The sequence below is a fragment of the Planococcus halocryophilus genome (assembly GCF_001687585.2).
Lineage (GTDB): Bacteria > Bacillota > Bacilli > Bacillales_A > Planococcaceae > Planococcus > Planococcus halocryophilus.
Map to the genome: position 1 here is coordinate 376,146 of NZ_CP016537.2, position 23,700 is coordinate 399,845.

Annotated in this window: 26 protein-coding genes; 21 read left to right on the top strand and 5 right to left on the bottom strand. The window is 39.5% G+C overall.

Features of this window, described 5'->3' with window-relative positions; translation table 11 throughout:
- The first annotated feature begins 158 nt into the window (after positions 1-158).
- The 8 genes from BBI08_RS02000 (at position 159) to BBI08_RS02030 (ending at position 6,186) form a co-directional block, all read left to right on the top strand.
- Entirely contained in the window at positions 159-914 is a 756-nt protein-coding gene (locus BBI08_RS02000; RefSeq protein WP_008498685.1) for a gluconate 2-dehydrogenase subunit 3 family protein, read from the top strand.
- 19 nt (positions 915-933) lie between these two features.
- A complete protein-coding gene (locus tag BBI08_RS02005; protein WP_008498686.1) occupies positions 934-2,646 on the top strand; it encodes a GMC family oxidoreductase in 1,713 nt (570 codons plus the stop codon).
- Between the two features lie 18 nt (positions 2,647-2,664).
- Positions 2,665-2,889 carry a twin-arginine translocase TatA/TatE family subunit gene (gene tatA / locus BBI08_RS02010; RefSeq protein ID WP_008428212.1) on the top strand — a complete coding sequence of 75 codons (225 nt, stop codon included), beginning with the start codon at positions 2,665-2,667 and terminating at the stop codon, positions 2,887-2,889.
- A 10-nt stretch (positions 2,890-2,899) separates the two neighbouring features.
- Positions 2,900-3,754: a twin-arginine translocase subunit TatC gene (gene tatC / locus BBI08_RS02015; protein ID WP_008498687.1), complete on the top strand. Its 855-nt coding sequence runs from the start codon at positions 2,900-2,902 to the stop codon at positions 3,752-3,754.
- A gap of 159 nt (positions 3,755-3,913) precedes the next feature.
- Entirely contained in the window at positions 3,914-4,387 is a 474-nt protein-coding gene (locus tag BBI08_RS02020) for a GNAT family N-acetyltransferase (protein ID WP_008498688.1), read from the top strand.
- A gap of 138 nt (positions 4,388-4,525) precedes the next feature.
- Positions 4,526-4,939 carry an NUDIX hydrolase gene (locus BBI08_RS02025; RefSeq protein ID WP_237146566.1) on the top strand — a complete coding sequence of 138 codons (414 nt, stop codon included), beginning with the start codon at positions 4,526-4,528 and terminating at the stop codon, positions 4,937-4,939.
- Between the two features lie 78 nt (positions 4,940-5,017).
- Positions 5,018-5,185: a hypothetical protein gene (locus BBI08_RS17065; RefSeq protein WP_008498691.1), complete on the top strand. Its 168-nt coding sequence runs from the start codon at positions 5,018-5,020 to the stop codon at positions 5,183-5,185.
- 59 nt (positions 5,186-5,244) lie between these two features.
- Positions 5,245-6,186 carry a magnesium transporter CorA family protein gene (locus BBI08_RS02030; protein ID WP_065528439.1) on the top strand — a complete coding sequence of 314 codons (942 nt, stop codon included), beginning with the start codon at positions 5,245-5,247 and terminating at the stop codon, positions 6,184-6,186.
- A 34-nt stretch (positions 6,187-6,220) separates the two neighbouring features.
- Here the strand turns inward: BBI08_RS02030 and BBI08_RS02035 are convergent, their stop codons facing one another.
- Entirely contained in the window at positions 6,221-6,532 is a 312-nt protein-coding gene (locus BBI08_RS02035) for a hypothetical protein (protein WP_065528440.1), read from the bottom strand.
- A gap of 171 nt (positions 6,533-6,703) precedes the next feature.
- Here BBI08_RS02035 and BBI08_RS16965 point away from each other — a divergent pair, with 171 nt between their 5' ends.
- From BBI08_RS16965 to BBI08_RS02045, 3 genes are all read left to right on the top strand, one after another.
- A complete protein-coding gene (locus BBI08_RS16965) occupies positions 6,704-6,841 on the top strand; it encodes a hypothetical protein (RefSeq protein ID WP_155800324.1) in 138 nt (45 codons plus the stop codon).
- 94 nt (positions 6,842-6,935) lie between these two features.
- On the top strand, positions 6,936-8,567 hold the full coding sequence (abc-f, locus tag BBI08_RS02040; protein ID WP_065528441.1) for a ribosomal protection-like ABC-F family protein: 1,632 nt from the start codon (positions 6,936-6,938) through the stop codon (positions 8,565-8,567).
- Between the two features lie 87 nt (positions 8,568-8,654).
- The gene (locus BBI08_RS02045; protein WP_008498697.1) at positions 8,655-9,416 is read left to right on the top strand and encodes an STAS domain-containing protein; all 762 of its coding nucleotides are present in this window, start codon (positions 8,655-8,657) and stop codon (positions 9,414-9,416) included.
- A 97-nt stretch (positions 9,417-9,513) separates the two neighbouring features.
- Here BBI08_RS02045 and BBI08_RS02050 read toward each other — a convergent pair whose 3' ends face one another.
- Positions 9,514-9,828, bottom strand: a complete 315-nt coding sequence (locus BBI08_RS02050) for a winged helix-turn-helix transcriptional regulator (RefSeq protein ID WP_008498698.1) — start codon at positions 9,826-9,828, stop codon at positions 9,514-9,516.
- 130 nt (positions 9,829-9,958) lie between these two features.
- Here BBI08_RS02050 and BBI08_RS02055 point away from each other — a divergent pair, with 130 nt between their 5' ends.
- Complete coding sequence (locus BBI08_RS02055) at positions 9,959-10,807, top strand: VOC family protein (RefSeq protein ID WP_008498699.1); 849 nt, start codon at positions 9,959-9,961, stop codon at positions 10,805-10,807.
- Between the two features lie 36 nt (positions 10,808-10,843).
- Here BBI08_RS02055 and BBI08_RS02060 read toward each other — a convergent pair whose 3' ends face one another.
- Positions 10,844-11,104, bottom strand: a complete 261-nt coding sequence (locus BBI08_RS02060) for a hypothetical protein (protein WP_008498700.1) — start codon at positions 11,102-11,104, stop codon at positions 10,844-10,846.
- A gap of 143 nt (positions 11,105-11,247) precedes the next feature.
- On the opposite strand from BBI08_RS02060, the gene BBI08_RS02065 reads away from it, so the two are divergent.
- From BBI08_RS02065 to BBI08_RS02075, 3 genes are all read left to right on the top strand, one after another.
- A complete protein-coding gene (locus BBI08_RS02065) occupies positions 11,248-12,318 on the top strand; it encodes an NAD(P)H-dependent flavin oxidoreductase (RefSeq protein WP_065528442.1) in 1,071 nt (356 codons plus the stop codon).
- Positions 12,319-12,416: 98 nt separating this feature from the next.
- On the top strand, positions 12,417-13,250 hold the full coding sequence (locus tag BBI08_RS02070; protein ID WP_065528443.1) for a DUF368 domain-containing protein: 834 nt from the start codon (positions 12,417-12,419) through the stop codon (positions 13,248-13,250).
- 350 nt (positions 13,251-13,600) lie between these two features.
- Positions 13,601-14,734, top strand: coding sequence for a CAP domain-containing protein (locus BBI08_RS02075; RefSeq protein ID WP_236610263.1), 1,134 nt, complete (start codon positions 13,601-13,603; stop codon positions 14,732-14,734).
- A 41-nt stretch (positions 14,735-14,775) separates the two neighbouring features.
- Here the strand turns inward: BBI08_RS02075 and BBI08_RS02080 are convergent, their stop codons facing one another.
- Positions 14,776-15,606 (bottom strand): undecaprenyl-diphosphate phosphatase, encoded by an 831-nt coding sequence (locus tag BBI08_RS02080; RefSeq protein WP_008498708.1) that lies wholly within the window; start codon positions 15,604-15,606, stop codon positions 14,776-14,778.
- 143 nt (positions 15,607-15,749) lie between these two features.
- Here BBI08_RS02080 and BBI08_RS02085 point away from each other — a divergent pair, with 143 nt between their 5' ends.
- From BBI08_RS02085 to BBI08_RS16845, 5 genes are all read left to right on the top strand, one after another.
- Complete coding sequence (locus BBI08_RS02085) at positions 15,750-16,832, top strand: AI-2E family transporter (RefSeq protein WP_008498709.1); 1,083 nt, start codon at positions 15,750-15,752, stop codon at positions 16,830-16,832.
- A 111-nt stretch (positions 16,833-16,943) separates the two neighbouring features.
- A complete protein-coding gene (locus tag BBI08_RS02090) occupies positions 16,944-17,387 on the top strand; it encodes a MarR family winged helix-turn-helix transcriptional regulator (RefSeq protein WP_008498710.1) in 444 nt (147 codons plus the stop codon).
- Between the two features lie 3 nt (positions 17,388-17,390).
- Positions 17,391-20,009: an MMPL family transporter gene (locus BBI08_RS02095; protein ID WP_008498711.1), complete on the top strand. Its 2,619-nt coding sequence runs from the start codon at positions 17,391-17,393 to the stop codon at positions 20,007-20,009.
- A 245-nt stretch (positions 20,010-20,254) separates the two neighbouring features.
- Positions 20,255-20,707 carry a hypothetical protein gene (locus BBI08_RS02100; RefSeq protein WP_008498714.1) on the top strand — a complete coding sequence of 151 codons (453 nt, stop codon included), beginning with the start codon at positions 20,255-20,257 and terminating at the stop codon, positions 20,705-20,707.
- Positions 20,708-20,848: 141 nt separating this feature from the next.
- The gene (locus tag BBI08_RS16845; RefSeq protein ID WP_083383290.1) at positions 20,849-22,498 is read left to right on the top strand and encodes a serine hydrolase; all 1,650 of its coding nucleotides are present in this window, start codon (positions 20,849-20,851) and stop codon (positions 22,496-22,498) included.
- A 202-nt stretch (positions 22,499-22,700) separates the two neighbouring features.
- Here the strand turns inward: BBI08_RS16845 and BBI08_RS02110 are convergent, their stop codons facing one another.
- Entirely contained in the window at positions 22,701-22,901 is a 201-nt protein-coding gene (locus BBI08_RS02110) for a cold-shock protein (protein ID WP_006830093.1), read from the bottom strand.
- A 237-nt stretch (positions 22,902-23,138) separates the two neighbouring features.
- Between BBI08_RS02110 and BBI08_RS02115 the strand changes: the two genes are divergently transcribed.
- Entirely contained in the window at positions 23,139-23,678 is a 540-nt protein-coding gene (locus BBI08_RS02115) for a P-loop NTPase family protein (protein ID WP_040851099.1), read from the top strand.
- Positions 23,679-23,700: the final 22 nt, after the last annotated feature.

Genomic DNA, 23,700 nt, shown 5'->3' on the forward strand with positions numbered 1-23,700 from the left:
ACAAAGCCGAGGTGTTCATTCCCTTGGCTCTTTTTTTGCCCTTTTTAGTTGGCATAAAATTCAGAATATATTAAGGATGAGTTGCGGAAAGTGGGTGTAAAGAGGTATAGTATTGAATATTCAGAATTAATATTTATTTTAAAAGGGAGGTTTGCAAAATGGCGGAAAAAGATAAGAATTTTTCACGGCGAGACTTCTTAAAAACTTCAGGTATTGCGACTGGTGCTTTAATCGGTGGAGGAATTATTGGTGGCTTAATCGGAGCTAACACGAATACAAAAGACACGGGAACAGATGCTCCTGGAACTTCGGGTGGAACGAAGGAATCTTCTTCTAGTAGCGTAAGAGGATTAACATTTTTTAAAAGTATGGCAGAATTTGAAGTTTTATCTCAAGCTACTGAACGAATTTTCCCTGAGGATGATTTAGGGCCAGGTGCAATCGGTTTAAGTGTGCCTTATTTTATTGATGGTCAACTAGCAGGCAGTTACGGTGAAAATTCAAAAGAATACATGCAAGGGCCTTTTTTCGAAGGAGAACCTACTCAAGGGTATCAAAGTCGATTAAAACGAAATGAAATGTTCCAACAAGGTATTCAGCTTATGCAACAAGAAGCGCAAAGTCGGTTTGACACGAAGTTTGTTGATTTAAATGGCGAACAAATGGATGAGATTTTAACAGCTTTCCAAGATAATGAGATCAAAATGAGAGGTGTGGAATCTCAATTTTTCTTCCGTCTATTAAGACAGGCAACGTTAGAAGGTGCATATGCGGATCCAATCTACGGTGGCAATACTAATATGGATGGCTGGCGGATGAAGGGGTTCCCTGGACATCAGCTGGCTTATATTAATGACATTGAAAGCGAAGATTTTGTGGAAATGGATCCTAAATCAATTGGTATGGAGCATTAAATGAAAAGGAGGAATCGCTATGGTGACAACTTTGGAGAGTGTGGACGTTGTAACGGTGGGGGTAGGGTGGACCGGTGGCATTATTGCCGCTGAATGTGCAAAAGAAGGACTTAAAGTAGTTGGATTAGAACGTGGTCGCGAACGTGGGACAGAAGATTTTACGATGGTTCATGACGAATACCGATACGCCGTCCGTTATGAACTGATGCAGGATTTATCTAAGGAAACCATTACGTTCCGAAACAATCGAAAACAACGTGCTTTACCGATGCGTCAGTTGGGTTCTTTTTTGTTGGGCGAAGGATTAGGGGGAGCGGGGACGCATTGGAATGGTCAGACTTGGCGTTTTCTTCCTTATGATTTTGAAATAAAAACAATGACAGATAAAAAATATGGAGCGAATAAACTATCGGCTGATTATACAATCCAAGATTGGGGAATTACTTACGATGAATTGGAACCCTATTTTGATCGATTTGAAAAGACAGCCGGTATTTCAGGAGAAGACAAAAATCCATTTTGGGGCAAACGAGCAAATGGTTATCCAACACCGCCAATGAAAAAAACACCTATTTTACAGCGTTTTGAAAAAGCGACAACAGATCTTGGTTTGACACCTTTTATGTTGCCTTCTGCCAACTTGTCAGAAGCATATGAAAACCCAGATGGTCAGAAAATCAACGCCTGCCAATATTGTGGTTTTTGTGAGCGTTTCGGTTGCGAGTATGGAGCAAAAACATCACCGGAAATTACTGTTGTTCCAGCAGCTAAGGAAACGGGGAATTTTGAAGTGAAATTTAATGCGAACGTTGTCGAAGTCATGAAAGAAGGTGACAAGGTTACAGGAGTAAGGTATTACGATACCGTAACTTTTGAGGAATTTATCCAACCTGCAAACGTCGTTGTTTTAACTAGTTACGTCATGAATAACGCCAAATTGCTGATGGTTTCTGACATTGGTCAACAATATGATCCTACAACCGGACAAGGAACGCTAGGCAAAAATTATGCGTATCAGATTTTACCGGGAGCGACTGGTTTCTTTGAAGAACAAATGAATACCTTTATGGGTGCAGGGGCTCTTGGGATGAGCGTAGATGATTTTAATGGAGACGCATTCGATCATGGGGACCTGAACTTCATCCATGGTGCTAGTTTATCCATGACACAAACTGGATCTCGTCCAATTCTCTCAAATCCAACGCCTCCAGATACACCATCGTGGGGAGCAGACTTTAAACGGGCATCTATTGAAAACTACACTCGTACATTAGGGGTGGGTGGTCAAGGTGCTTCGATGCCGCATAAAGAGAACTTCTTAGCGCTTGATAGCACGTATAAAGATATTTACGGTGTACCGCTGTTACAACTGACATATAATTTCACAGATCAAGATCGCGCACTGCATAGCTATATTACTGAAAAAACATCGAATATAGTTAAGGAAATGGGGGCGAAAACAGTTGCGGCAAGAGGTTCGATTTCGGATTATGACATCGTTCCTTATCAAACGACTCACAATACGGGCGGAACGATTATGGGAGCTGACCCAGATACTAGTGTCGTCAATAATTTCTTGCAGCATTGGGATGCGGAAAATCTATTTGTCGTAGGAGCGGGTAACTTTGCTCATAATGGAGGCTACAATCCAACGGGAACTGTTGGAGCTTTGGCCTATCGCTGTGCAGAAGGCGTTATTCGTTATAGTCGTGAAGGTGGCTCACTTGCTTAATAAAGGAGGAGAAACATTATGGGAGGATTAGCTTCAATAGGGGTACCGGGCTTAATCATTATCCTGGTAATTGTGCTAATTATATTTGGACCGAAAAAATTGCCGGAAATTGGTGGTGCGGTTGGTAAAACATTCGCTGAATTCAAGCGATCAACAAAAGGGTTGATGGATGATGATGACGAGGAGACGGTAAAAAAAGACACGGTTGAAGAGAAAGACTTAAAAAAATCTGAGAAACTATGAAGGTGGTTAAATGGATCCGTACGGAGACAGAAAGTTAACAAGTCCGTTACGCAAAAAAGCGGTACAACTAGAGGAGCCTGCGGAAAAGGTTTCGGAAAACATGCCCGAAACTCCTATTAATGAACCGGAACCACCGGTGGAAGAATCAGAGGTGCAAGTTGAAACTTTAGTTGACCATTTGGGAGAACTACGAAAACAGCTTATTAAAAGCGCAATAGTATTTTTGTTTTTCCTAGTAGTGGTTTTTTCGACTTTGAATTTTTGGTTTCCTTTTATTGTGAAAGGGAATAATTTGGTGATTTTAGGGCCTCTAGAAGTGATTAAATTTTATACTTCTATATCGGCAACGTTAGCTTTAGGGTTATCTCTACCATTTCTGATTCATTTTATTTGGAAATTTGTGAAACCGGGTCTTGAAGAAAGAGAAGCGCGTTTTCTCGGCTTGTACTCGCCCGTGATGTTTTTGTTGTTTATTTTGGGAATCGCTTTTGGGTATTTTATTGTTAATCCGTTAAGCTTTCAATTTTTAATTGGCATGGGGATGGCGAATTTTGATGTGATGATTTCAGCAAATGAATACATTCATTTTCTTATCATGACAACAGTTCCGCTCGGACTGTTATTCGAAATGCCAATTATAGCCTTGTTTTTATCATCAATTGGCGTTTTAACTTCTGTGTCGATGAAAAAGGTGAGAAAGTGGTCCTATCTTGCGCTAGCTGTTGTGTCGGCATTGATAACCCCGCCGGATTTTTTGAGTCAGTTGCTTGTGTTGATTCCGATGGCGGGACTTTATGAAGCCAGTATTTTCATCATCAAGAAAACAGAGCAACGAAAAGAGGCAATCGAAGATACCGTAGTATAAAGAACAAAAGAAGCTGCAAATTTGCGGCTTCTTTTTAGTTGAAAGAAGATTCTGATATTTAATAGCAATTACACTATAACTGCTATACACTAAAAGAGCAGGTGATCGTCAGAAAATCCGTAAGTGGAAAGTGTAAATCCATTATGAGGAGGATGCGACATGACAGTAGAAATTAAAGAAATCCAAGACTTGAAGAAGCTGAACGTTTCAAAACTAGTAGAAGAAAGTGAAGCCGAAGGGTATCGTTTTTTAAGAAGGCTTGTAGACCAGTATGAAGATGGTAGCAATACCTTTAATAAGCCGGCGGAAGTATTATACGGAGTATGGGATCATCATGACCATTTGGTAGCAATCGGTGGATTAAATCGTGACCCTTACTCGAGTAAAGATGGTGTAGGGAGACTTCGGAGATTTTATATTTCTGCAAATGCTCGCAGACAAGGCATCGGCACAAAGTTATTACAAAAAATTGTTGAAGATGCGAAAGGTCATTTCCATGAACTCGTCGTCCGAACAGATTCTTCAGCAGCCGATGCTTTTTATAGAGCAAATGGCTTTTCGGGAGATCTTGGATTACCAGAAGCTACTCATGGCATCGTTTTAGAACAGGAACAACGAAAAAAGGCAGAGTAACACCTTCAGAATAACGGCTTGCAGCTGCAAGCCGTTTTGTTATGTCTAGAATTATTTAGAGAAGCCGGTACGGTTTGGTGAAATGTGTGGTAACGTAAAAAGAGCTGATTAATTTGAAAGCATGATAGGAGCGATTGCATGGAAATGTCAAATTGGAAAGGCGCTGCAGGTGTCTGCGTCAATCAAGAAAACGAAGTGCTATTAGTCTTGCAGGGAGTTCCTGGAGAAGAAAAAAAGTGGACAGTACCGGCAGGTGGAGTTGAAGAAGGAGAGACGGTTGAACAGTGTTGTGTTCGAGAATTTTTCGAAGAAACTGGATTGACGGTACGAGTTGTGGAAACGTTAAACACCCGCGCAGGAGAATACGAAGATTCGAAAGTGTCTTTTGAAGTCGTTTATTTTAAAGTAGAAGTGACCGGTGGAGAAATTGTTCTTCATGAAGAAGATGAGTGGATTGCTGATGTGGTGTGGAAACCCGTTTCTGAAATTCGTGAGTTGGAAATGGCTTATCCAGACGATGCTGAGCTAATTGAATCTTTAGTAATTCAGTGATTAGATTTTTTAGGTCGTGATTACAAATAGAGAGAACGGGTAATTACGGTATAACAACAATCCATGGAGGTGTTTTGGATGAAGAAAAATCGTGAAAACAAAGAAGGCGAAAGACTGATTCCAGAAGTTGAACCACGGCGCAATATGCCCCCTGAAAAAGATATGGACCCGATGCCTGACAGAGATTTAGAGTATAAAGAAAACTCGAATGAAAAATACAGAGACAATACGCACGAGAAAGAGTAGGCAAGCCGGTTGTTGGCTTGCCTTTTACATCGCAACAATTGCTGAAAGGGGATAGTTACATGCCAAGATATGCTTTCAACCATGCAATCTGGCACGAAGAAGAAGGTGTTGAAGAGAAAAACTTCCGCAAATACCTTCCAGAAAGTGAAAAAATGCAGAATTGGATCGATAAATCGAAAAATCCAGCGGTCAACATTCTTCATACACATACCGTTGCCCGTGGAAATGAGTCGTTGTGGGGATCACTAATATATAAACAAAGTGCAACGTCAAAAGGTTCTCGTGAAGTCTTTCACTTCTATTTGTCTAAAGAAGTTTTTGTCACTAGTAAAATTGACTTTGAACAAGAATCAGATTTAGATAAAGGTGAAATTTTAAAACAAATGGAAAGTGCAGCATCTTCAGTAGAAATCATGATGATTATTCTTGGTGAAATGGTTGCATCCATTTTGCATAAAATAGATCGGTTTGAAGAACGTCTTCATGACTTGTTATGGGCGATTAAAGAACAGAACAATAAAAAGACATTGGGAGAAATCGAAAATATTCGTCATGAAATTTTATTGTGGAAGCATCTAATTATGGGGTTTCAAGAAATTAAAATGGCCATCGAAGAAACCTTTGGGAAAGACGTTACAGAACAAATAGAATACCGACGAACGGCTACCCGTATTGAGCGCTGTGTAATGCTTGTAAATTCCTACGAAGATGAAGTGAATAATATGGTCGATATCGAAAATGTAGTCGCCAATTATCGAGGCAATGAAATCATGAAAACCTTAACGGTCCTAACTACTTTGTTTACGCCGGTTATGGCTTGGGGAGCTTTATGGGGGATGAATTTTGAAAACATGCCTGAGTTAAAATGGAAGTTCGGATATCTCGGATCGGTGTTAATCATATTAGGGTCGACATTTATTCTTTACTTATACCTTAAGCAAAAAGGGTGGATGGGGGATATTTTGCAGTCGATTGGGAAAAACGCATCTAGGAAAAAATAAGACGAAAGCAGGACCTCGTGGATCCCTTTTCGTCTTATCGTGCTTTATCGTTCTCAAGTTCTTGCAATAGTTCAGTATAAGGATGTAAATCTTGGTCTCCGTGCTTTTCAATATAATCGGTGATTAATTCTTTCAAATCTCTTCGCTGTCTTTCGACTGCCACAAGTTTCTCTTTCATGGACTGTCGTTTCCAGAGTTCAGCGTCTTGAACATCTTCCATTTTTTCGAGCATGTCAATTTCAGCAAGCAGTACTAAAGCTTCGGTTTTTTTAGCTTCGTACTTTTTTAATGCTTTTTCTACTCTTCGGGTATCGTTGTCAAAAGTCAATTTAGAGTACATAGACATTATCTGATTCCCCTTTCAACTAAATGGTTCTTAATTTATTATTACCCCGATTTCAAAAAGCTTAGACTTCTTTTTAAGACAAGCTTATATAAAAAGAATATTCCGTCAATGTATTGACGCAGTTTAGTTGGAATTGTATGATATAGAGACTATATAAAGGGGGTGGGTAAGATGAATCAAACTGGTAAGCGCATGACAGAGTGTCAAGAATATCTCTACATTCTTCATGGCGTTACTTTCACTGGAGTAGCTGGACGGGAAGAGTCTGTCCTTTTTCAGCCAATAAAATTGAGTGAAGATTACCAGTAAGAGACGTCTGCCTACAATCGGATTTTGACAAAGGCATGCCTCTTGGCGTGCCTTTTTTTGTATGCTTGTCTCTTCATTAGAAAGGAAGAGAAAAATGATTATTAGCCAGTTTCAACAATTAATGTGCCATTTTGCAACGCAAAAGATATTCAATCATATAAAAGGCGAGGTCATGGAAGGTCAGCGTATCGGCCTTGTCGGAAGAAACGGAGAAGGAAAGTCAACGTTATTAAATGTACTCGCAGGAACTTTACAGCCTACTGAAGGAGTGGTGACGTGGAAAAAAGGCAGTAAAATCGGTCTGTTAGAGCAATCACCGGATGAACAGGAAACGCAGACAGTAGAACAATTATTAAAAGCTGTTTTTTCAGAGTTAAACGCTTTGCAGCAGCAGTTAACGAAGATGGAAAAGCAGATGGAAAATGTCGATCCTGAAGAAATGGAGCATCTGCTCCTCCGCTACGGAGCGATGCAAGATGATTTCATCCAACGTGGTGGCTATGATATCGATATGAGAATTGACCAAGTGTTAAATGGGCTAAAGATTAAGTCGTTAAAACTTGAACAATGGGGACATTTGAGTGGTGGAGAAAAAACAAAAGTGGGATTAGCGAAATTACTCCTACAAAAACCAGATTTGCTGCTGTTAGACGAACCGACAAATCATTTGGATTTAGATGCGATTGAATGGCTTGGTTCATTTATTAGTCATTACAAAGGTACAATCGTCTTGGTTTCTCATGATCGCTATTTTCTAGATGAAACCGTTACACATATTTGGGAACTAGACCAAGGTGAGCTAATTCAATACGCTGGAAATTATTCAAGTTATGTAAAGGAGCGGGAAGCTCGCTTGTTAATTGAATTCCAGCAATACCAAGACCAGCAAAAGAAAATTCAAAAGATGAAAGAAACCATTAAACGATTGAAAGAATGGGCAAATCGAGCGAATCCGCCCAATGCTGGCATGCACCGTCAAGCAAAAAGTATGGAAAAAGCGTTGCACCGCATTGAAGTTCTTGACCGACCAGTCTTATCGAAAAAACAAATGGCTTTAAACTTGAAAATAGATGGACGCAGCGGCAAAGATGTTGTTTACCTCGATGGGATTTGGAAAGAGTTCGGGGAGCGTATGTTATTTCAAGACATTTCAATGCATATTCGTTACGGTGAACGCGTGGCGATTGTTGGGTCAAATGGGACAGGGAAAACAACTTTGCTTAATATGATGGTTGGAAAAGAGTCGGTTGATGCTGGAGATGTGAAGCTTGGAAGTGGTTTATCGATTGGTTACTTGTCTCAACATACATTGGAGATGAATAATGACAGAACCATTATCGAAGAATTTCGACAAGCGATCGCTGTTTCGGAATACGATGCGCGGCCCATGCTTGCTCAATTTTTATTCTTCGGCAATATGGTATTTCAACCTGTACGACAACTTAGTGGCGGGGAGCGTATGAGGTTGCGACTCGCTCAACTCATGCATCAACATCATAATTTGCTAATTTTAGATGAACCGACCAATCATTTAGATTTAGAAGCAAAAGAAGTTATGGAAGAGGCGTTAAGTGAATTTCCAGGAACGATTATTGCGGTTTCACATGATCGTTATTTTTTAGATAAGTTATTTCCAGTCACTTATTGGCTCAAAAATGAAACAATCGAACGGTTTGATGGAGGCTATTCAATTGCTCGAGAAAAATTGGAAGTCTCTATAAAATAAATTTAATAAGGACGACGAATCTTTGCAAAGCTATGGCATAATAGAGAAACATAAATTTGTGAAAATTAAGAAATAAGGTGGAAGAAAATGCCGGCTATCGGGAAAATCCCAGAAAATATACACGTATTAAATGCCCTTGATGTTATTGGGGAAACGATCATTATTGCGGATAGTTCCTATATCATTAGATGGATGAATTCTGAAGCATGTCGATTACTAAACCAAGTAGCTCCGATGTATGGTTTGTCAGATTGTAGAGAGATGATTGGGGAGAGTATGGATGCTTTCCACAAAAATCCGCAGCATCAAAAAACGGTTATGAAAAAATTAACCGGAACCCACCGAACACGCATATCGATTCGCAACCAAGTGATGGCGGACATTGTGGTAACGCCGATTATGGGCGATAACGATGAACCAGAAGGATATATCGTGATGTTAATGGATGTCACCACACAAGCTGCAGAACAACAGCGCAATGAACAATTAATAAAGGAGTTATCAATTCCTATTTTAAATGTTTGGGACAAAACGATTGCGTTACCGTTAATCGGCGCGTTTGATAAAAGTCGCACAGATCACCTAATCGCTACGGTTTTAATGAGATGCGCTGAGGAAAAAATAGAGTTTGTGTTGATAGATTTAAGTGGTATTAAAGAATTTGAAGATCAAATTCGACATCAAATTCAAATGATGACCGAAACGTTAGATTTAATAGGAGCTACATGTATTCTAGTAGGCATCAGTCCGAAGCTAGCTATGTCTATTGTGCAGTTAGATAGTAATACCCCGATTTTTAGTACAACCCATGAAGGGTTAAAGCACATTATCCATTTGCAAAACCAATAAAAAAAGCTTATCCAGTTTACTGGATAAGCTTTTTTTATGAAATAGAATTGCGATGTTGGAAATTGAGTAGCTATCTATGTGCTTATTCTTAACTTATTTAAGCAGGATCTATCCAAGTTTGCGACCAATTTTGGATTTCGTCCATAACCGGTTTCAAGGAATGTCCTTTTTCGGTTAAAGCATATTCAATTCGCACGGGTGTTTCGGGATAAACGGTTCGTGTGACCAAACCTTGCACTTCCAAATTTTTGAGACGTTCGGATAACAAACGACCACTAATGCCAATTACTTCTGTTAAATGGCTGAAACGTTGGGGACCAGATAGCAGTTGATAAATAATGAGTCCAGTCCAACGCTGACTGAGTAGAGAAATTGCTGTTTCAAAACGGGGGCAAATGATGGAAGTGTCCATACTCATCACTCCTTTTCTTTAATAATAGCATACAAAAGTAATGTTTTAAAAGAATTAGGTTACTTGACAACGTAAAGTATACTAAATATAATAAGTTACATAAAGTAACTTAAAGGGAAGAGGGATATAAATGAATTTTCATAAAAAACCAGTTACTCACGTAGGAGAAGTGGGATTAAAAGTAGTGAATCTTCTAAAAATGAAAAAATTTTACGAAAACGTAATTGGGTTTGAAGTTATTTCAGAAGAAGAAGATAAAGTCAGTCTAGGTGTTGGCAGTGAAGTGTTGGTGGAACTTGAGGTGGTTGAAGGACTCACCCAAAAACAAGGGCGTTATGCAGGGCTGTATCATTTCGCGATATTATTGCCTTCGAGAGAATCTTTAGGAAAGATGCTAGTTCATCTTCACCAGCAAGGAATACAATTAGGCTCTGCAGATCACTTAGTTAGCGAAGCTTTGTATTTATCAGACCCAGAAGGCAATGGCATCGAAATTTATCAGGACCGGAAACCTGAACTATGGAACTGGAGTAACGATGAAGTTTCTATGGCGGTAGATCCAATTGATGCTCAAGGCTTAGTTGACGAAGCCCAAAAATCTTCAGAGCCTTGGAATGGTCTGCCAGCTGAAACCGTGATAGGTCATATTCACTTACATATGTCTAATTTAGACGAAGCTAAAGATTTCTATGTAAATGGACTTGGTCTAGCAGTCGTTTCGAGTTTAGGTGGACAAGCGATATTTTTAGCAGATCAAAAATACCATCATCATATTGGTATGAACGTTTGGAATGGTGTAGGGATTCCAGCTTTGCCTGAAAAAGAAGCAGGATTGCATTATTACACATTAGTTATGGAAAATGAAAATCGCAATAAAATCGCTAAAAATCTGCGTTCAATAGGAACGGAGATTGTCCATCGCGATGATTATTGGGAAGTTAAAGACCCTTCAGGAAATTCCGTTCGTTTATGTGTTTAATAATAAAAGCCGACTCAATTTACGAGTCGGCTTTTATTATTTGGAGGAAATGCTTTCGCAACTGTTATTTATCGCCATGTAGGCTGTAGTCGTAAAGGCTGCTTGCTCTGGAATTTCAGTTGGTACTTGATTTTTCAGAGGGATTTCCAAAATATTGTTTTGGCGTGTTTCGATATATGCGTGCATGCTTTCTTGGCTGATTGCTTTTTCTAAAGGGTTATTATAAAACGTTAAGAGGATTAATCCACATGCCCCTGCGATTAAAGTGATACCTAAAAGTGAAAGGAATCCCTTCATAGTAAATCCCGCCTTCTTATGTTTAGTTATTATAAAGAAGAACGACATGCCCTATAGAAAAGTTCCTTGTTGCTGCAAATAGACGTTTACGAGATACTGAGAACAATAGCAATGTTTAGCGAAACTGAAAAGGGGGAGTAAGGATGATTTCATTAAAAACAGAAATCTGCCAGTTGTTTAAAATTGAATATCCGATTATTCAAGCAGGGATGGCAGGTGGTCCAACGACTGTAGAGTTAGTAGCTGAAGTCAGTAATGCAGGTAGTCTTGGAACTTTAGGAGCGGCATACATGACACCAGATGAACTCCGACAAGCAATTAAGGCGATTCAGTCGAAAACCAAAAAACCATTTGCTGTTAATATTTTCGCTTCTACCGAACAAGACGACTTTACCCGCTTATCAGAAGTGCAACAAGCATTAAATCCTTTTCGTTCAGCGTTACAGATTAGCAACCTTCAGTCCGCATATTCGTCACCTAATTGGAGTGCAGAACAATTTGATATTTGTATTGAAGAAGGCGTGCCGATTATCAGTACCGCTTTTGGTTGCTTATCTAGAGAGCAAATGACTATTGCAAAAAAACAACAGGTTAAAACTATCATTATGATTACAACGGTAGAAGAAGCAAAACTAGCTGAGGCGTCTGGGGCACATGTTGTAGTAGCCCAAGGAAGTGAAGCGGGAGGACATCGCAGTACTTTTTCGCTGGATCAACATTCATCAGGTGCACAGGTTGGTACGATGTCTTTAGTTCCACAAGTAGTGGATGCGATAAGAATCCCGGTTATTGCAGCCGGGGGAATTGTTGATGGTCGAGGATTAATTGCTTCGCTTGTGCTTGGTGCACAAGGAGTTCAGATTGGGACCCGGTTTGTTACCGCTAAAGAATCAGGAGCGCATGCAGTTTATAAGCAAGCAATATTTGGCAGTAGTGAGGAAAGTACAGTAGTGACAAAAATATTTTCCGGAAGGCCCGCACGTGGCATCAATAATCGCTTTATCCGTGAATTTGAACAAAGTGGTATTGAGCCTTTGCCTTTTCCTTCTCAAAATACAATTACAAAAGATATTCGTGCCGCTGCTGCAAAAGTTGAGAACCCAGAGTTTATGTCATTGTGGGCAGGCCAGTCTACGCGCAGTTTAACTGAAGAAAAAGCTGCTGCTGAAATTGTTCAAGAGATTGTGAAAGAAGCAAATGAAGTATTTATCTGAGCTTTTTAGACTAGAAAATGATCAGAGTGAAGCTCGAGTTTCCAATAAGCACATGCTATACTAATACAAGTGATTTTTAAAACGAGGAGATTAGACGAATGGAATGGAAGAATATATACCGCGGCGTCTTGATGGGAATCAGTGATTTGATTCCAGGGGTAAGCGGGGGCACAATTGCATTTATTTTAGGGATTTATGATCGTTTGTTAGAAGCCATTAGCGGTTTTTTTAGTCGCAACTGGAAAAAGCAGCTTGGATTTTTAGTGCCTCTTGGCATAGGAGTTGTCATCACGCTTTTGTTATTTAGCCGAGTGATTGAATATTTACTAGAACAACATTATGAAGCGACTCAATTTTTTTTCATGGGGTTAATCATCGGAGTTATTCCATATATTATGAAGCAAGCTGAAGTTAAGAAGAACTTCACTGCGCGACACGTGATTATTCTATTGGTTATTGGAGCGGCGTTGGCAGTTACTGCTTTTATTCCGACTGAGGAAGACTTAGCGCCAATTACATCCCTTACTGTGCCTTTTTTCTTTATGTTGTTTTTCTCAGGTTGGCTAGCGAGTATGGCGATGTTGTTACCAGGAATTAGTGGCTCGTTTATTTTGTTGTTACTGGGTGTTTATTCAACCGCCATCGACGCTTTATCCACTTTAAATATTCCTATTATTTTCGCTATTGGTGCTGGGGTGATTGTTGGATTTATCGTCAGCAGTAAAGCAATTCAATATTTGCTTCAACATTTTACTTATGTCACTTATGCTGCTATTATCGGACTGATTATCGGATCCTTGTTTGTCGTATTCCCTGGGTTTTCGTCAGATTCAGCCACATTGATTACTAGTCTAGTAACGTTCGGACTTGGACTTTCGTTTACATTACTATTCAGTTCACCTAAGAAAACTGCTATTACAGAAGAAGTTTAATGAAATAAAAGTAGTCCTTTTTATCTGATAAGAGGACTCATCAACAAAGAGACCAGAGCGATTTGTCTACAGTCTGAGATGCCATCATTAATGATGGCATCTCTTTTTGAATGGACGAAGTTAGAGTGCCTTATGCCCGTCGAAGCTAAACGGGCGCTTGCGCTTTTCTTGTCTAGCTCCAGCACCCAGTTTCTAGGGTCATAAGTCACTCCGACTGTGCGGCAAAGACCGCCGCTTCGCCAGAGTGCCTTATGCCCGTCGAAGCTAAACGGGCGCTTGCGCTTTTCTTGTACAAAGCCTTTTTGCTTTGTGGATGGTAGGTTTGCCTTTAAACTATAAGTTAAGAGGTGATGCGTGTGCGAAAGATTTTTTGGTGGTTTGTTGTGTTGCTGGCGGTTTTTTTTGCGCGCCCGATTTGGCAAGAGCCCGTTGGTAAATATGTCGATTTAGGTTTTTTGGATTCAGTTGACGTTGCAGTCGACAACATCGCAGGAAACTCAGAAGTAACGCAAGTTATAGATGAAGCACGAGACTTTACTGTGCGCGTTGGTGCGCAACTGCAGTCGTTTATCGTTTCTCAATCAGAAGAGCTACCAGAGGCAGTGGCCAAACCAAAACTAGTTGAAACTGATTCTTTGTTTGCCATTCATAATGTAACTCTTGGAATGAGGAAAGAAGAAGCTCAGGAAAAAGTGGGTTTGCCGCTCCGTTTGATGCGTAACGAGTATGGAACCGATTGGCATAGTTATCATCAAGATTTTCAGAACTATGTTTTATTGTCTTATGATCAGGATGGAATAGTGAATGGGATGTTTACTAACCAAGATTTGTTTTCTTCGAAAGAAGGGATTACGATGGATTCCACCAAATCTGAAGTCCGTTCTGCACTTGGCACTCCACTAAAAAGCCTCCAAAAAGGAAATGTTCAATATATACTCGATACCCGTGATGAATATGATGTGTTTAAAACGGATAATACGTATACAACCATTTTTTATGATATACACGAAGAAGATACCGTAACAGCTGTACAAGTAATTCATGAAGAGTTGGAAAAACTACGGCCAGAAATATATGCGGAATCGGATGAGAAGTTGAAAGAGGGCTATGAATATTTGCTTTTCGAATTGACCAACTCAGCTCGCATTCAACGAGGTTTACCGCTATTAAAATGGGATAGTGAGACCAGAACGACTGCTCGTAAGCACAGTGCAGATATGGCCGAAAATCAATACTTCAGCCATACGAATCTAGCTGGGCAATCTCCTTTTGATCGCATGAAAGAAGACGGAATTACCTTTTATGTAGCAGGTGAAAATTTGGCGTATGGACAGTACAGTAGTGTTTTTGCTCATGAAGGCTTGATGAATTCGTTAGGTCATCGCGAAAATATTGTGAAACCAGATTTCGGGTATTTAGGAGTAGGAACTGCATTTAACGAAGAGAATCAACCGTATTATACGGCTAATTTTTTTAATCGATAGAAAAGGCAGGCTGTCAGTTTATTGACAGCCTGCCTTTTTGATTAATTTAATATGAGCCATGCCAATACAACAAGTGGACCGACGATAAAGCAATAAATCGCGAAATACTTTAATTGCCCTTTTGCCATAATGTTCATAAACCATTTTAATGAGAAATATGAAGCAACTAAAGATCCGAGAAACGCCATTACGTATGGAATCGCCATCGTAGCTAAGTTATCATCGTTAAGGATGTCCGTAATGCTGAGAACCGCACCACCAAGGCTAACTGGGATGAATAATAAGAAAGAAAAGCGCAACGCTGTTTCTTGATTAATGCCTCTTGCCATCGCGGCGACAATTGTAGCCCCACTACGACTGATGCCTGGAATAAGTGCTATAGCTTGAGCCCCGCCAATGATAATGGCGTCTTTCATTGTCATGCTGCCATCTTTTCGTTGTCCGCGCATGTTGCGAATCCACCACAGACCAAAACCTGTGACGATTAAGGTTAAACCAACTGTTACGATAGTTGATAAGTTATCATCAATTGCGTCTTGGAATAACAAACCGATAACTGCTGCAGGAATCGTTGCAACAACAAGGTAAACGATAAACATGAAATCGCGTTTTGTTTCGGCATTTTTCACGGTGAAATATTTTAAACCGTTTATCACAAGACGTTGAATGTCTTCGCGGTAAATAATTAAGACTGCAATTAATGATGCACTGTTAACGAGTAACGCGAATGTTGAAACGCTTCCTTCAATTTGTACATCCAAAAAATATTGTGCGATCAATAAGTGTCCACTTGAAGAAATTGGGATTGGTTCGGTAAGTCCTTGGAATAGTCCAAGAAGCAAAAATTTGATAGTAAGCCATAATTGGTCCATTTATATAAATCCTCCAATGTTCGTTCATCTAGTTATCTGGCAGTGAGCTTTCCGCTCAATAAATTCAAAACAACATAAAAAATATAATACCATATTTTCATGGTAAACTGTGTATATTAATGAAAAGAAAGGTAGTGGCATGCTTGACGAACAAGCTTTGGTTTCAAGTAGGGATAGGGGTTATTCTAGCTTTAGTCATTATTCGATTGTTTATTGAAGTACAAGGAATTTTCGATCCGTTATTTATTATTGCGGGAACGATTTTTGTCCCACTATTATTAGGGGGCGTCTTGTTCTATTTGACGAGACCGGTTTTGAATTTCTTGATGAAAAGAAAGTTTCCAAAATGGGCTGGGGTTCTGACAGTTCTACTATCAATCGTTTTAGTATTTTATCTGTTTTTCATCATGATTGGTCCAATTGTGACAGGGCAAATCAATGCATTGGTAGATAATGCACCAGAGATCATCCAAAGTGTGGAAGAGTCGGCTCAATATATATTCGATCAACGCGAACGCCTGCCCGATTCAATTGAAGAACAGTTAAATGGCATTACGGGTCAAATTGGGGATCGACTTGGTGCTATTGGGGGATGGGTCGTTTCCTTTATCGGTAGTTTCGTGTCTGGCGTCATTACCTTAGTGTTAGTTCCGTTTTTCCTTGTGTATTTATTAGTTGACCATAAAAAATTCGTTCCATTTGTTTCTGGTTTCTTCTCAGGAGAACGAAAAGGATGGATTCGTAAAACATTGCATGATATCGATGATACGTTACAAGCATATATTCAAGGTCAGTTGTTTGTCAGCTTTTTAGTTGGAATTATGTTGCTCATTGGTTACTTAATCATCGGTCTAGACTATGCGCTGCTATTGGCGTTAATCGGTATGGCTACGAATGTCATCCCATTTTTAGGGCCATATATTGCCGTTATTCCAGCCATTCTTATTGCTCTTGTGGAAGATCCCATTAAAGCCGTCTACGTAGGGATTATTATGCTTATTGCACAGCAAATTGAAAGTAATTTCATCACGCCAAACGTAATGGGGAAATCGCTCGATGTTCACCCGTTAACGGTTATTACGCTGATTTTAGCGGCAGGGAATATTGCAGGATTATGGGGAATCATATTAGCGATTCCAGTCTATGCTGTTATTAAAACCATCGCGAAAAATATTTATGCACGACGCATTGAAATCCGTAATACAGCTACGCGTGATATTGAATAGTCTGACCTGTGAACTTTGTTCACAGGTTTTTTTTATGAAGTAAACAAAGTGACTTGACGATAAAAGGTATACCCCCTAAACTATAATTACTAGTTGAGGGGGTATACTATTTTGGATGGACGAATAAAAGAAGCCGTAGATCTTTTTCAAGAAGTATTGGTATATGGAACGGAGAGGGTGATCAAATCAGTCGATCATCCACTATGGAAAGAGTATTCACCTGAGCAAATTCAAATGTTGAAGCTGATTGAATCGGAAAAGCAAATTACTTCAGCGAGATTGGCTGTATTACAGGCTGTACATAAAAGTGCAATTTCCAGTCGAATAAAGAAACTGCTTCAAAAAAATGTGATACAAGTTGTACAAACTACAGATAAACGCGAGAAATTGTTAGAGCTTACGGATAAAGGACAGGAGATTATTGAAGAGCTAGATCAAGTGTTGGCAGATTATCTTGAGAAGCTACTGTCTGAAAATATCGCAGATGAGGAAATCGAACAATTTTTAACGATTTTTCGCAAGTTAAAAACAATCATAAAGATGGACGGAGTGTGACGCATGCATAGCATATTGAAATTTAAATGGCCGATTGCGATTGGTTTAATTGTATTAACGGTGGCTTTATTCTTATTAGCGCCTAACTTAACAGAGCAAGCAGAACAAGCAGGTTCGTTTCAGTTATCGGATGAAGCCTCTTCGCAAATTGCCTCACAAATATTAAGTGATGCGGATGCTGCTGAACAAACGATATCACTTGTGATTCCGCTAGAAAGTAAAGTTACAGATGAAACGCGTCAAACTCTCGAGCAAATGGTGACAGACATCGAAGCATTGGGTGATCCGATAACGAGTGTATTAAATCCTGTTGAGAGCAAAGAACTCGAAGAACAATTAATTTCGGAAGACCAACAAACTGTTTTAATGCCAATTATGGTTGATGGTAACAATGAAGAAGTGAATGTTGTTGCAGATGAAATTAGAGAAACCATTATCCCTGAAGAGTTAACGGTTTATATAACAGGGGAAGCTATTATTAGTAATGATGTAAATGTTAGTGCGCAAGAAGGCTTGCAACGGACAGAAATCATTACAGTTGTGCTGATTTTTGGTTTGCTACTAGCGGTATTTCGGTCGATTGTGACACCGTTTATCCCTCTTGTAGCAGTTGGAATTACTTATTTATTGAGCCAATCATTGGTAGCATTTTTTATTGATTGGTTTGGATTCCCTGTTTCAAACTATACGCAAATCTTTCTCGTAGCGATTTTGTTCGGTATAGGGACAGATTATTGTATTTTGCTATTAAGCCGTTATAAAGAAGAATTAGCAGCTGGACACGATGTCGAACAATCGATTGTTAACACATACAAAACTGCGGGTAGAACGTTGTTGATTAGTGGAGCAGCTGTATTTGTCGGGTTCTTCGCAATCGGTTTTGCGGAATTCCCGATTTTCAAATCGGCTGTTGCGGTCGCAGTTGGAATATTCGTCTTGCTGATCGTGCTCTATACAATCGTTCCATTCTTTATGGCGCTATTAAAAGAAAAACTATTTTGGCCAGCGAAAAAATCGGCTTCCCATAGAGACAGCAAGTTATGGATTTGGATGAGCAAATTGTCGATCAATCGTCCATTGCTATCTATATTTGTTGTAGCTTTAATCACGGTGCCATTGCTGTTTACGTATGATAATTCTTTATCTTTTAACACAGTGGATGAAATTGGTTCAGAGTATGAATCGGTAAAAGGATTAAATGCGATTGAAGAAGGTTTTGGAAAAGGAGATTCGTTACCGGTTCAAGTAATCGTGAAATCGGACGAAACTTTGACTAGCCGAGAAACAGTTCCTTATTTTGAAGCTTTAAGTAGAGAAATTGAAAAAATTGAAGGTGTCGAAACGGTTCGATCAATTACACGTCCAACAGGCGACGTCATTAACGAACTTTATGTAGACGAACAGTTGGGTCTGTTAGCTGACGGGCTTGGTGATGCACGTGATGGACTTGGTGAGGTACAAGCAGGGCTGGCAGAAGTTCAAACCAACTTAACGGCTATTAGTGAACAAGCTGGAAACTCTGCAGGTTTAACGGAAGCTGCTGCGGGGCTTGGTCAGATCAATCAACAACTGGGGCAAGTCTCACAAGGGCTTCAACAAACGGGGAATATTCCTCAAACAGTAGGTGCATTAACGCAAATAAGCGGAGGCTTGGCTGAAATTCAACAAGGTTTAGCTGGAGCAGCTGGACAAACGGCTGAACTAAGTGCGGGCTTAACGCAATTAGCGGAAGGTGTAGGCGCATCAAACCAAGGTCTTTCTGAGATTGAATCTGGTTTAACTGCAGCAGTTGATATGATGCAAGAAATGAGCGACAGTAACGCGTTACGTGATACAGGTTTGTATATACCGGAAGGGACATTAGAAAGTGAAGATTTTCAACAAGTAGTAGATCGTTATTCTTTTGCAGATGGTACAGGAATGATGATGGAAGTGATTTTATCAGAAGATCCCTATTCTCCTGAAGCTATTGACGTTACAACTGAAATTAAGGAGACGGTAGAGCGTGTTAAAATAGGGACGCCGTTGGAAAAAACTGAAATCGCATTTAGTGGGATTTCAAGTATTAACAGTGATTTACTAGATGTATCTTCTAGTGACTTTACAACTACAGTCATTATTATGTTGATTAGCTTATTTGTGATATTGGCGATTTTATTCCGTTCATTAATCATGCCTTTGTATATGATTGGCTCGTTATTACTGACGTATTACACAGCGGTTTCTATTGCAGAGTTGATCTTTGTGAACGGTTTAGGCTTTGATGGCATTAGCTGGGCAGTGCCGTTCTTCGGCTTTGTTATGTTAGTAGCACTAGGCGTAGACTATTCGATTTTCTTGCTTGATCGTTTCCGTGAAGAATCTTTTAACGGCGTTACGGTTCGCGATGCCATGCGTACATCAATGGCGAAAATGGGGACAGTTATCATTACAGCTGCCATCATCCTAGCAGGTACATTTGGTGCTATGATGCCATCGGGTGTCTTGAGCCTTGTGCAAATTGCGACCATTGTTATTACCGGCTTATTATTGTACGGTTTGATTGTTTTGCCGTTATTAATCCCGGCAATTTCCGTATCCTTTGACCGCGGTGTTTGGTGGCCGTTTGGCAAAAAGAAATAACTAGCTGAAGTATGATTAGTCTTGGCTTGGTTAATATAATAAAAAGAAAATATGCTGCGTTCGCGCAGCTTTTTTCTATGGGTGTGGGATTAGGCTGAGCGTGGTATACTGAATGGTAATTGAAAATGCGACCTGGGTGTACTTATATATTTCTGCAAGTGGCAGTTACGCTATGCAGGTTTATGTCTTAGAATTTCCTGAAATTTTTGATGAAATAAACGAAACTACGAAAAGAGGTAATGAAATTGTTAACATTTGAACAAAAGCTTGAAATTATTGAGTCTTTTCCAGAGCTAACGAGAAAAGACGTATCGATGAAACGTGTGAACTTTCATTTTGAAGAAAGCTTGTACGACAAGAAAATTGTGGTCTATCATTTGCATCCGACAGGTAACGGTTTTGTTTATGTCGGCAACTTGCCACACTATGAAGTAGACAAAAAAGGCTTTGTAAACATTCGTGATTTCTCTGAAAAAGAATTACGCAGTGTCCTTGCCGATTCGTTGGATTATTTGTCGTTAGAACCAGAACCACCATATGATAAAACGTGGACGAATCGCGAGAATGAAAAATTGGATTTGGTTTACGAAGAGCCGTTCTGGAATGTCTACACAGGCAAAAACTTAGAAGAAAGCTTCGGAACGTTTGATAACGCTGAAGACTACTTGATCGAGCAAGGCTTTAAAGAAAAGAAATAATAAGTAGTCGACTGATAAAAGAATGATTTTCCGAGTACGCATAGAAACGATAAAAAATAGGAGCCTTAGGGCTTCTTTTTTGTGGTTAAAAGAGGAAAAAGATCTGGTTTTTCGGTATGCTTAGGGCAAGGAGTGAGGGCTATGTTTAAAAAGGTGATCTTATATACAAATCAACTAGAAGACATGAAAGGCTTTTATGAGTACCAGCTAGGCTTCCGAATTGTTGAAGAAGATGACACCAGTTTTACATTGTCGATGGGGGAATCTCAAATGGTCTTTCAGGAATCGGAGAGGGCAGCAGTTTATCATTTTGCGCTGAACATACCAGGAAACCAATTTACTCTAGCTAAATCTTGGACCAGTGAACGCGTTACATTAAATCGCCAAGAAGGCATGGATGAAGTCTTCTACGCTAATTTCGACGCGGATGCGTTTTATTTTCAGGATCCGGCGGGGAATGTAGTAGAATTTATTGCGCGTCGTAGCGTCGATCGTATGGGTAATTTCACTGTAGACTCAATTCTTAACATTAGTGAAGTAAGTATTACCACCCCTTATGTTGAAGAAGTTGGTGAATTAATTGAAGACATGGATATCCCAGTCCGTGGCAGTAAAGGGATTGATGTAAAAGCCTTGAATTTCCTTGGCAGTGGACATGCCTTTATTCTTTTAGTGGCACCAAAGCGTATTTGGTATTTTTCTAAACAAAAAAGCGAAACCCATCCGTTATCAATCGAATTAAGTGATGGTCGCCGAATTAACATAACTAAAGAAGGGCGGTTCCGACAAGAAAAGTCAGCTAATCCAATACTAGATAAGATGGAAGAAATAAACTTTTCGGGAGTTGCGTATTTAGCTAAAAAAGAACCATGGGCAATGGCTAAGGGGTTCGCTGATCGTGCCAACGAGAGACCCAATGCTATTGATACAAGATTTGGTATTGCCTCAGGTAGTAAAATTTTTACGGCAGTAGTTATTTGTCAATTAGTAGCAGAAGGAAAAATTAGTTTCGAAGATCAATTATCTCAACTACTACCGAAGACATTTCCTCATTTTAACGTTACGATTCACCAATTATTGACGCATACTTCAGGCATCCCGGACTATTTTGATGAACAGGTCATGGACGATTTCGAAGATTTATGGAAACAGCGACCGATGTATGGGATGCAAACAGCTTCAGATTTTATCCCATTATTTAAAGATCAGCCCATAATGTTCGAACCAGGTGAAAAATTCCATTATAATAATGCAGGCTATATTGCGCTGGGGTTAATTATTGAGAATGTCACAGGGAAAGAGTTTGTGGATGCAGTAGAAGAACGTATTTTTATGCCTGCTAAGATGCAGAATTCCGGATATTTCCGTTTAGACTGCTTACCGGGTCATACTGCATTTGGCTACATTGAAGATGAGGGTGACTGGCGCACCAATCAATATGCCATACCTGTTCGCGGCGGGGCTGATGGAGGTGCTTATGTAACAGCAAGTGATATGGCGAATTTCTGGAATTGTTTAATGGATGAGACATTATTAACAGAAAACATGCTGGAAAAGATGCTTCAAGTTCAAGCCACTGAGAAAAATCGCGATTATGGCTATGGACTATGGATTGAAAAGCAAGGAACCGGTGCTTTAAACTATCATATTATGGGCTATGACCCGGGTGTTAGTTTTCATTCGGCGTTTTATCCAGCGGAGGGAAGTATATTAACTGTTTTATCGAATAAAAGCGATGGAGCTTACGGACTGGCTAAAACCATTGAAGAATTAAAAATTGATAAGGAGTGAAAGCATGACTGGAAAAAAACTAGTGCTGGCTATTATTTTCAGCACCGTGGGCTTTAGTATTTTAATTTTTACGGTCTTTCAACTATATTTTTGGTTGAACTAAGAAAAAAGCCACGATTAGGAAAAATCCTAGTCGTGGCTTTTAAAGTAAATAAAAAATGAGCTCTTCCGAAGAAGAGCTCATTGATAATTTAGCTTTAGATTAAGCTTTTTGTACGTTAGTAGCTTGAAGACCGCGTTGGCCTTGTTCGATATCAAACGTTACTTCTTGACCTTCGTCAAGTGATTTAAAGCCTTCGCTTTGGATTGCAGAGAAATGTACGAATACATCGTCGCCGCCTTCGCGTTCGATGAAGCCAAATCCTTTTTCTGAGTTAAACCATTTTACTTTACCTTGTTCCATGTGTATTTCCTCCTCGTATGCGTGAGCATACATTGTATTACTATCCTTGCTCAAATCTTGCAGATGAACATCTGACACTTCGTAAAAAGTTATCCGAACAAAAATAATTCTTCCTTAGAATAACACGGGGATACATATATTGCAAGTGAAAATGAAATATTCTTTTTGATATGGGTTGAATCGATTGTGTATGATAAAGAAAAAACTATAGAAAAATGGGGTAAGGGGTGACGAGGTATGAACAGAATCATGGTGCTCGGAGTGTCTGCTGGCGTTGGTAAATCAAGCTTTGCAAGAAATTTGTCAGATAAGACGGCGATCCCAGTTTATCATTTGGATGCGTATTTTTGGAAGCCTGGTTGGGTGGAAAACAGTGAAGAAGAATTTATTGCTCAACAGCGAAAGCTCGTAGCGAAAGAGCATTGGATTATTGAAGGGAACTATTCAAGCACTTACAGTATTCGGCAGCAAAGAGCAGACACCATCATTTACTTAGAGCTTCCTTTAATCATTTGTTTGTATCGTGTAGTTAAACGAAGAATCATCTATCACGGGAAAACTCGTCCCGATTTAGGAGAAGGGTGTCCGGAAAAGTTGGACAAAGCGTTCTTAAAGTTTATTGTTTCTACATATTATGAAAGAAAAATAAAGATGAGCAAAAGAATAGAGCAGTTTAAAGAAGAAAATCCGAACAATCAAGTTGTTGTATTACGCAACCAAAAAGAAATAGATCAGTTTTTTAATGAAGTAATTGTAAAAAATGATTTACATTCATGAATATTTTTTAATTAATGAGTAA

What these genes read in the sequence shown, in the direction of transcription:
- BBI08_RS02035 (WP_065528440.1), bottom strand. Translation starts at nt 6,532, where the DNA reads ATGTCTATGTACTCTAAATTGACTTTTGACAACGATACCCGAAGAGTA.
- BBI08_RS17065 (WP_008498691.1), top strand. Translation starts at nt 5,018, where the DNA reads ATGAAGAAAAATCGTGAAAACAAAGAAGGCGAAAGACTGATTCCAGAA.
- BBI08_RS16965 (WP_155800324.1), top strand. Translation starts at nt 6,704, where the DNA reads ATGAATCAAACTGGTAAGCGCATGACAGAGTGTCAAGAATATCTCTAC.
- BBI08_RS02115 (WP_040851099.1), top strand. Translation starts at nt 23,139, where the DNA reads ATGAACAGAATCATGGTGCTCGGAGTGTCTGCTGGCGTTGGTAAATCA.
- BBI08_RS02005 (WP_008498686.1), top strand. Translation starts at nt 934, where the DNA reads ATGGTGACAACTTTGGAGAGTGTGGACGTTGTAACGGTGGGGGTAGGG.
- abc-f (WP_065528441.1), top strand. Translation starts at nt 6,936, where the DNA reads ATGATTATTAGCCAGTTTCAACAATTAATGTGCCATTTTGCAACGCAA.
- BBI08_RS02000 (WP_008498685.1), top strand. Translation starts at nt 159, where the DNA reads ATGGCGGAAAAAGATAAGAATTTTTCACGGCGAGACTTCTTAAAAACT.
- BBI08_RS02075 (WP_236610263.1), top strand. Translation starts at nt 13,601, where the DNA reads ATGCGTGTGCGAAAGATTTTTTGGTGGTTTGTTGTGTTGCTGGCGGTT.
- BBI08_RS02050 (WP_008498698.1), bottom strand. Translation starts at nt 9,828, where the DNA reads ATGGACACTTCCATCATTTGCCCCCGTTTTGAAACAGCAATTTCTCTA.
- BBI08_RS02030 (WP_065528439.1), top strand. Translation starts at nt 5,245, where the DNA reads ATGCCAAGATATGCTTTCAACCATGCAATCTGGCACGAAGAAGAAGGT.
- BBI08_RS16845 (WP_083383290.1), top strand. Translation starts at nt 20,849, where the DNA reads ATGTTTAAAAAGGTGATCTTATATACAAATCAACTAGAAGACATGAAA.
- BBI08_RS02025 (WP_237146566.1), top strand. Translation starts at nt 4,526, where the DNA reads ATGGAAATGTCAAATTGGAAAGGCGCTGCAGGTGTCTGCGTCAATCAA.
- BBI08_RS02060 (WP_008498700.1), bottom strand. Translation starts at nt 11,104, where the DNA reads ATGAAGGGATTCCTTTCACTTTTAGGTATCACTTTAATCGCAGGGGCA.
- BBI08_RS02045 (WP_008498697.1), top strand. Translation starts at nt 8,655, where the DNA reads ATGCCGGCTATCGGGAAAATCCCAGAAAATATACACGTATTAAATGCC.
- BBI08_RS02095 (WP_008498711.1), top strand. Translation starts at nt 17,391, where the DNA reads ATGCATAGCATATTGAAATTTAAATGGCCGATTGCGATTGGTTTAATT.
- BBI08_RS02020 (WP_008498688.1), top strand. Translation starts at nt 3,914, where the DNA reads ATGACAGTAGAAATTAAAGAAATCCAAGACTTGAAGAAGCTGAACGTT.
- BBI08_RS02080 (WP_008498708.1), bottom strand. Translation starts at nt 15,606, where the DNA reads ATGGACCAATTATGGCTTACTATCAAATTTTTGCTTCTTGGACTATTC.
- BBI08_RS02110 (WP_006830093.1), bottom strand. Translation starts at nt 22,901, where the DNA reads ATGGAACAAGGTAAAGTAAAATGGTTTAACTCAGAAAAAGGATTTGGC.
- tatC (WP_008498687.1), top strand. Translation starts at nt 2,900, where the DNA reads ATGGATCCGTACGGAGACAGAAAGTTAACAAGTCCGTTACGCAAAAAA.
- BBI08_RS02065 (WP_065528442.1), top strand. Translation starts at nt 11,248, where the DNA reads ATGATTTCATTAAAAACAGAAATCTGCCAGTTGTTTAAAATTGAATAT.
- BBI08_RS02055 (WP_008498699.1), top strand. Translation starts at nt 9,959, where the DNA reads ATGAATTTTCATAAAAAACCAGTTACTCACGTAGGAGAAGTGGGATTA.
- BBI08_RS02070 (WP_065528443.1), top strand. Translation starts at nt 12,417, where the DNA reads ATGGAATGGAAGAATATATACCGCGGCGTCTTGATGGGAATCAGTGAT.
- tatA (WP_008428212.1), top strand. Translation starts at nt 2,665, where the DNA reads ATGGGAGGATTAGCTTCAATAGGGGTACCGGGCTTAATCATTATCCTG.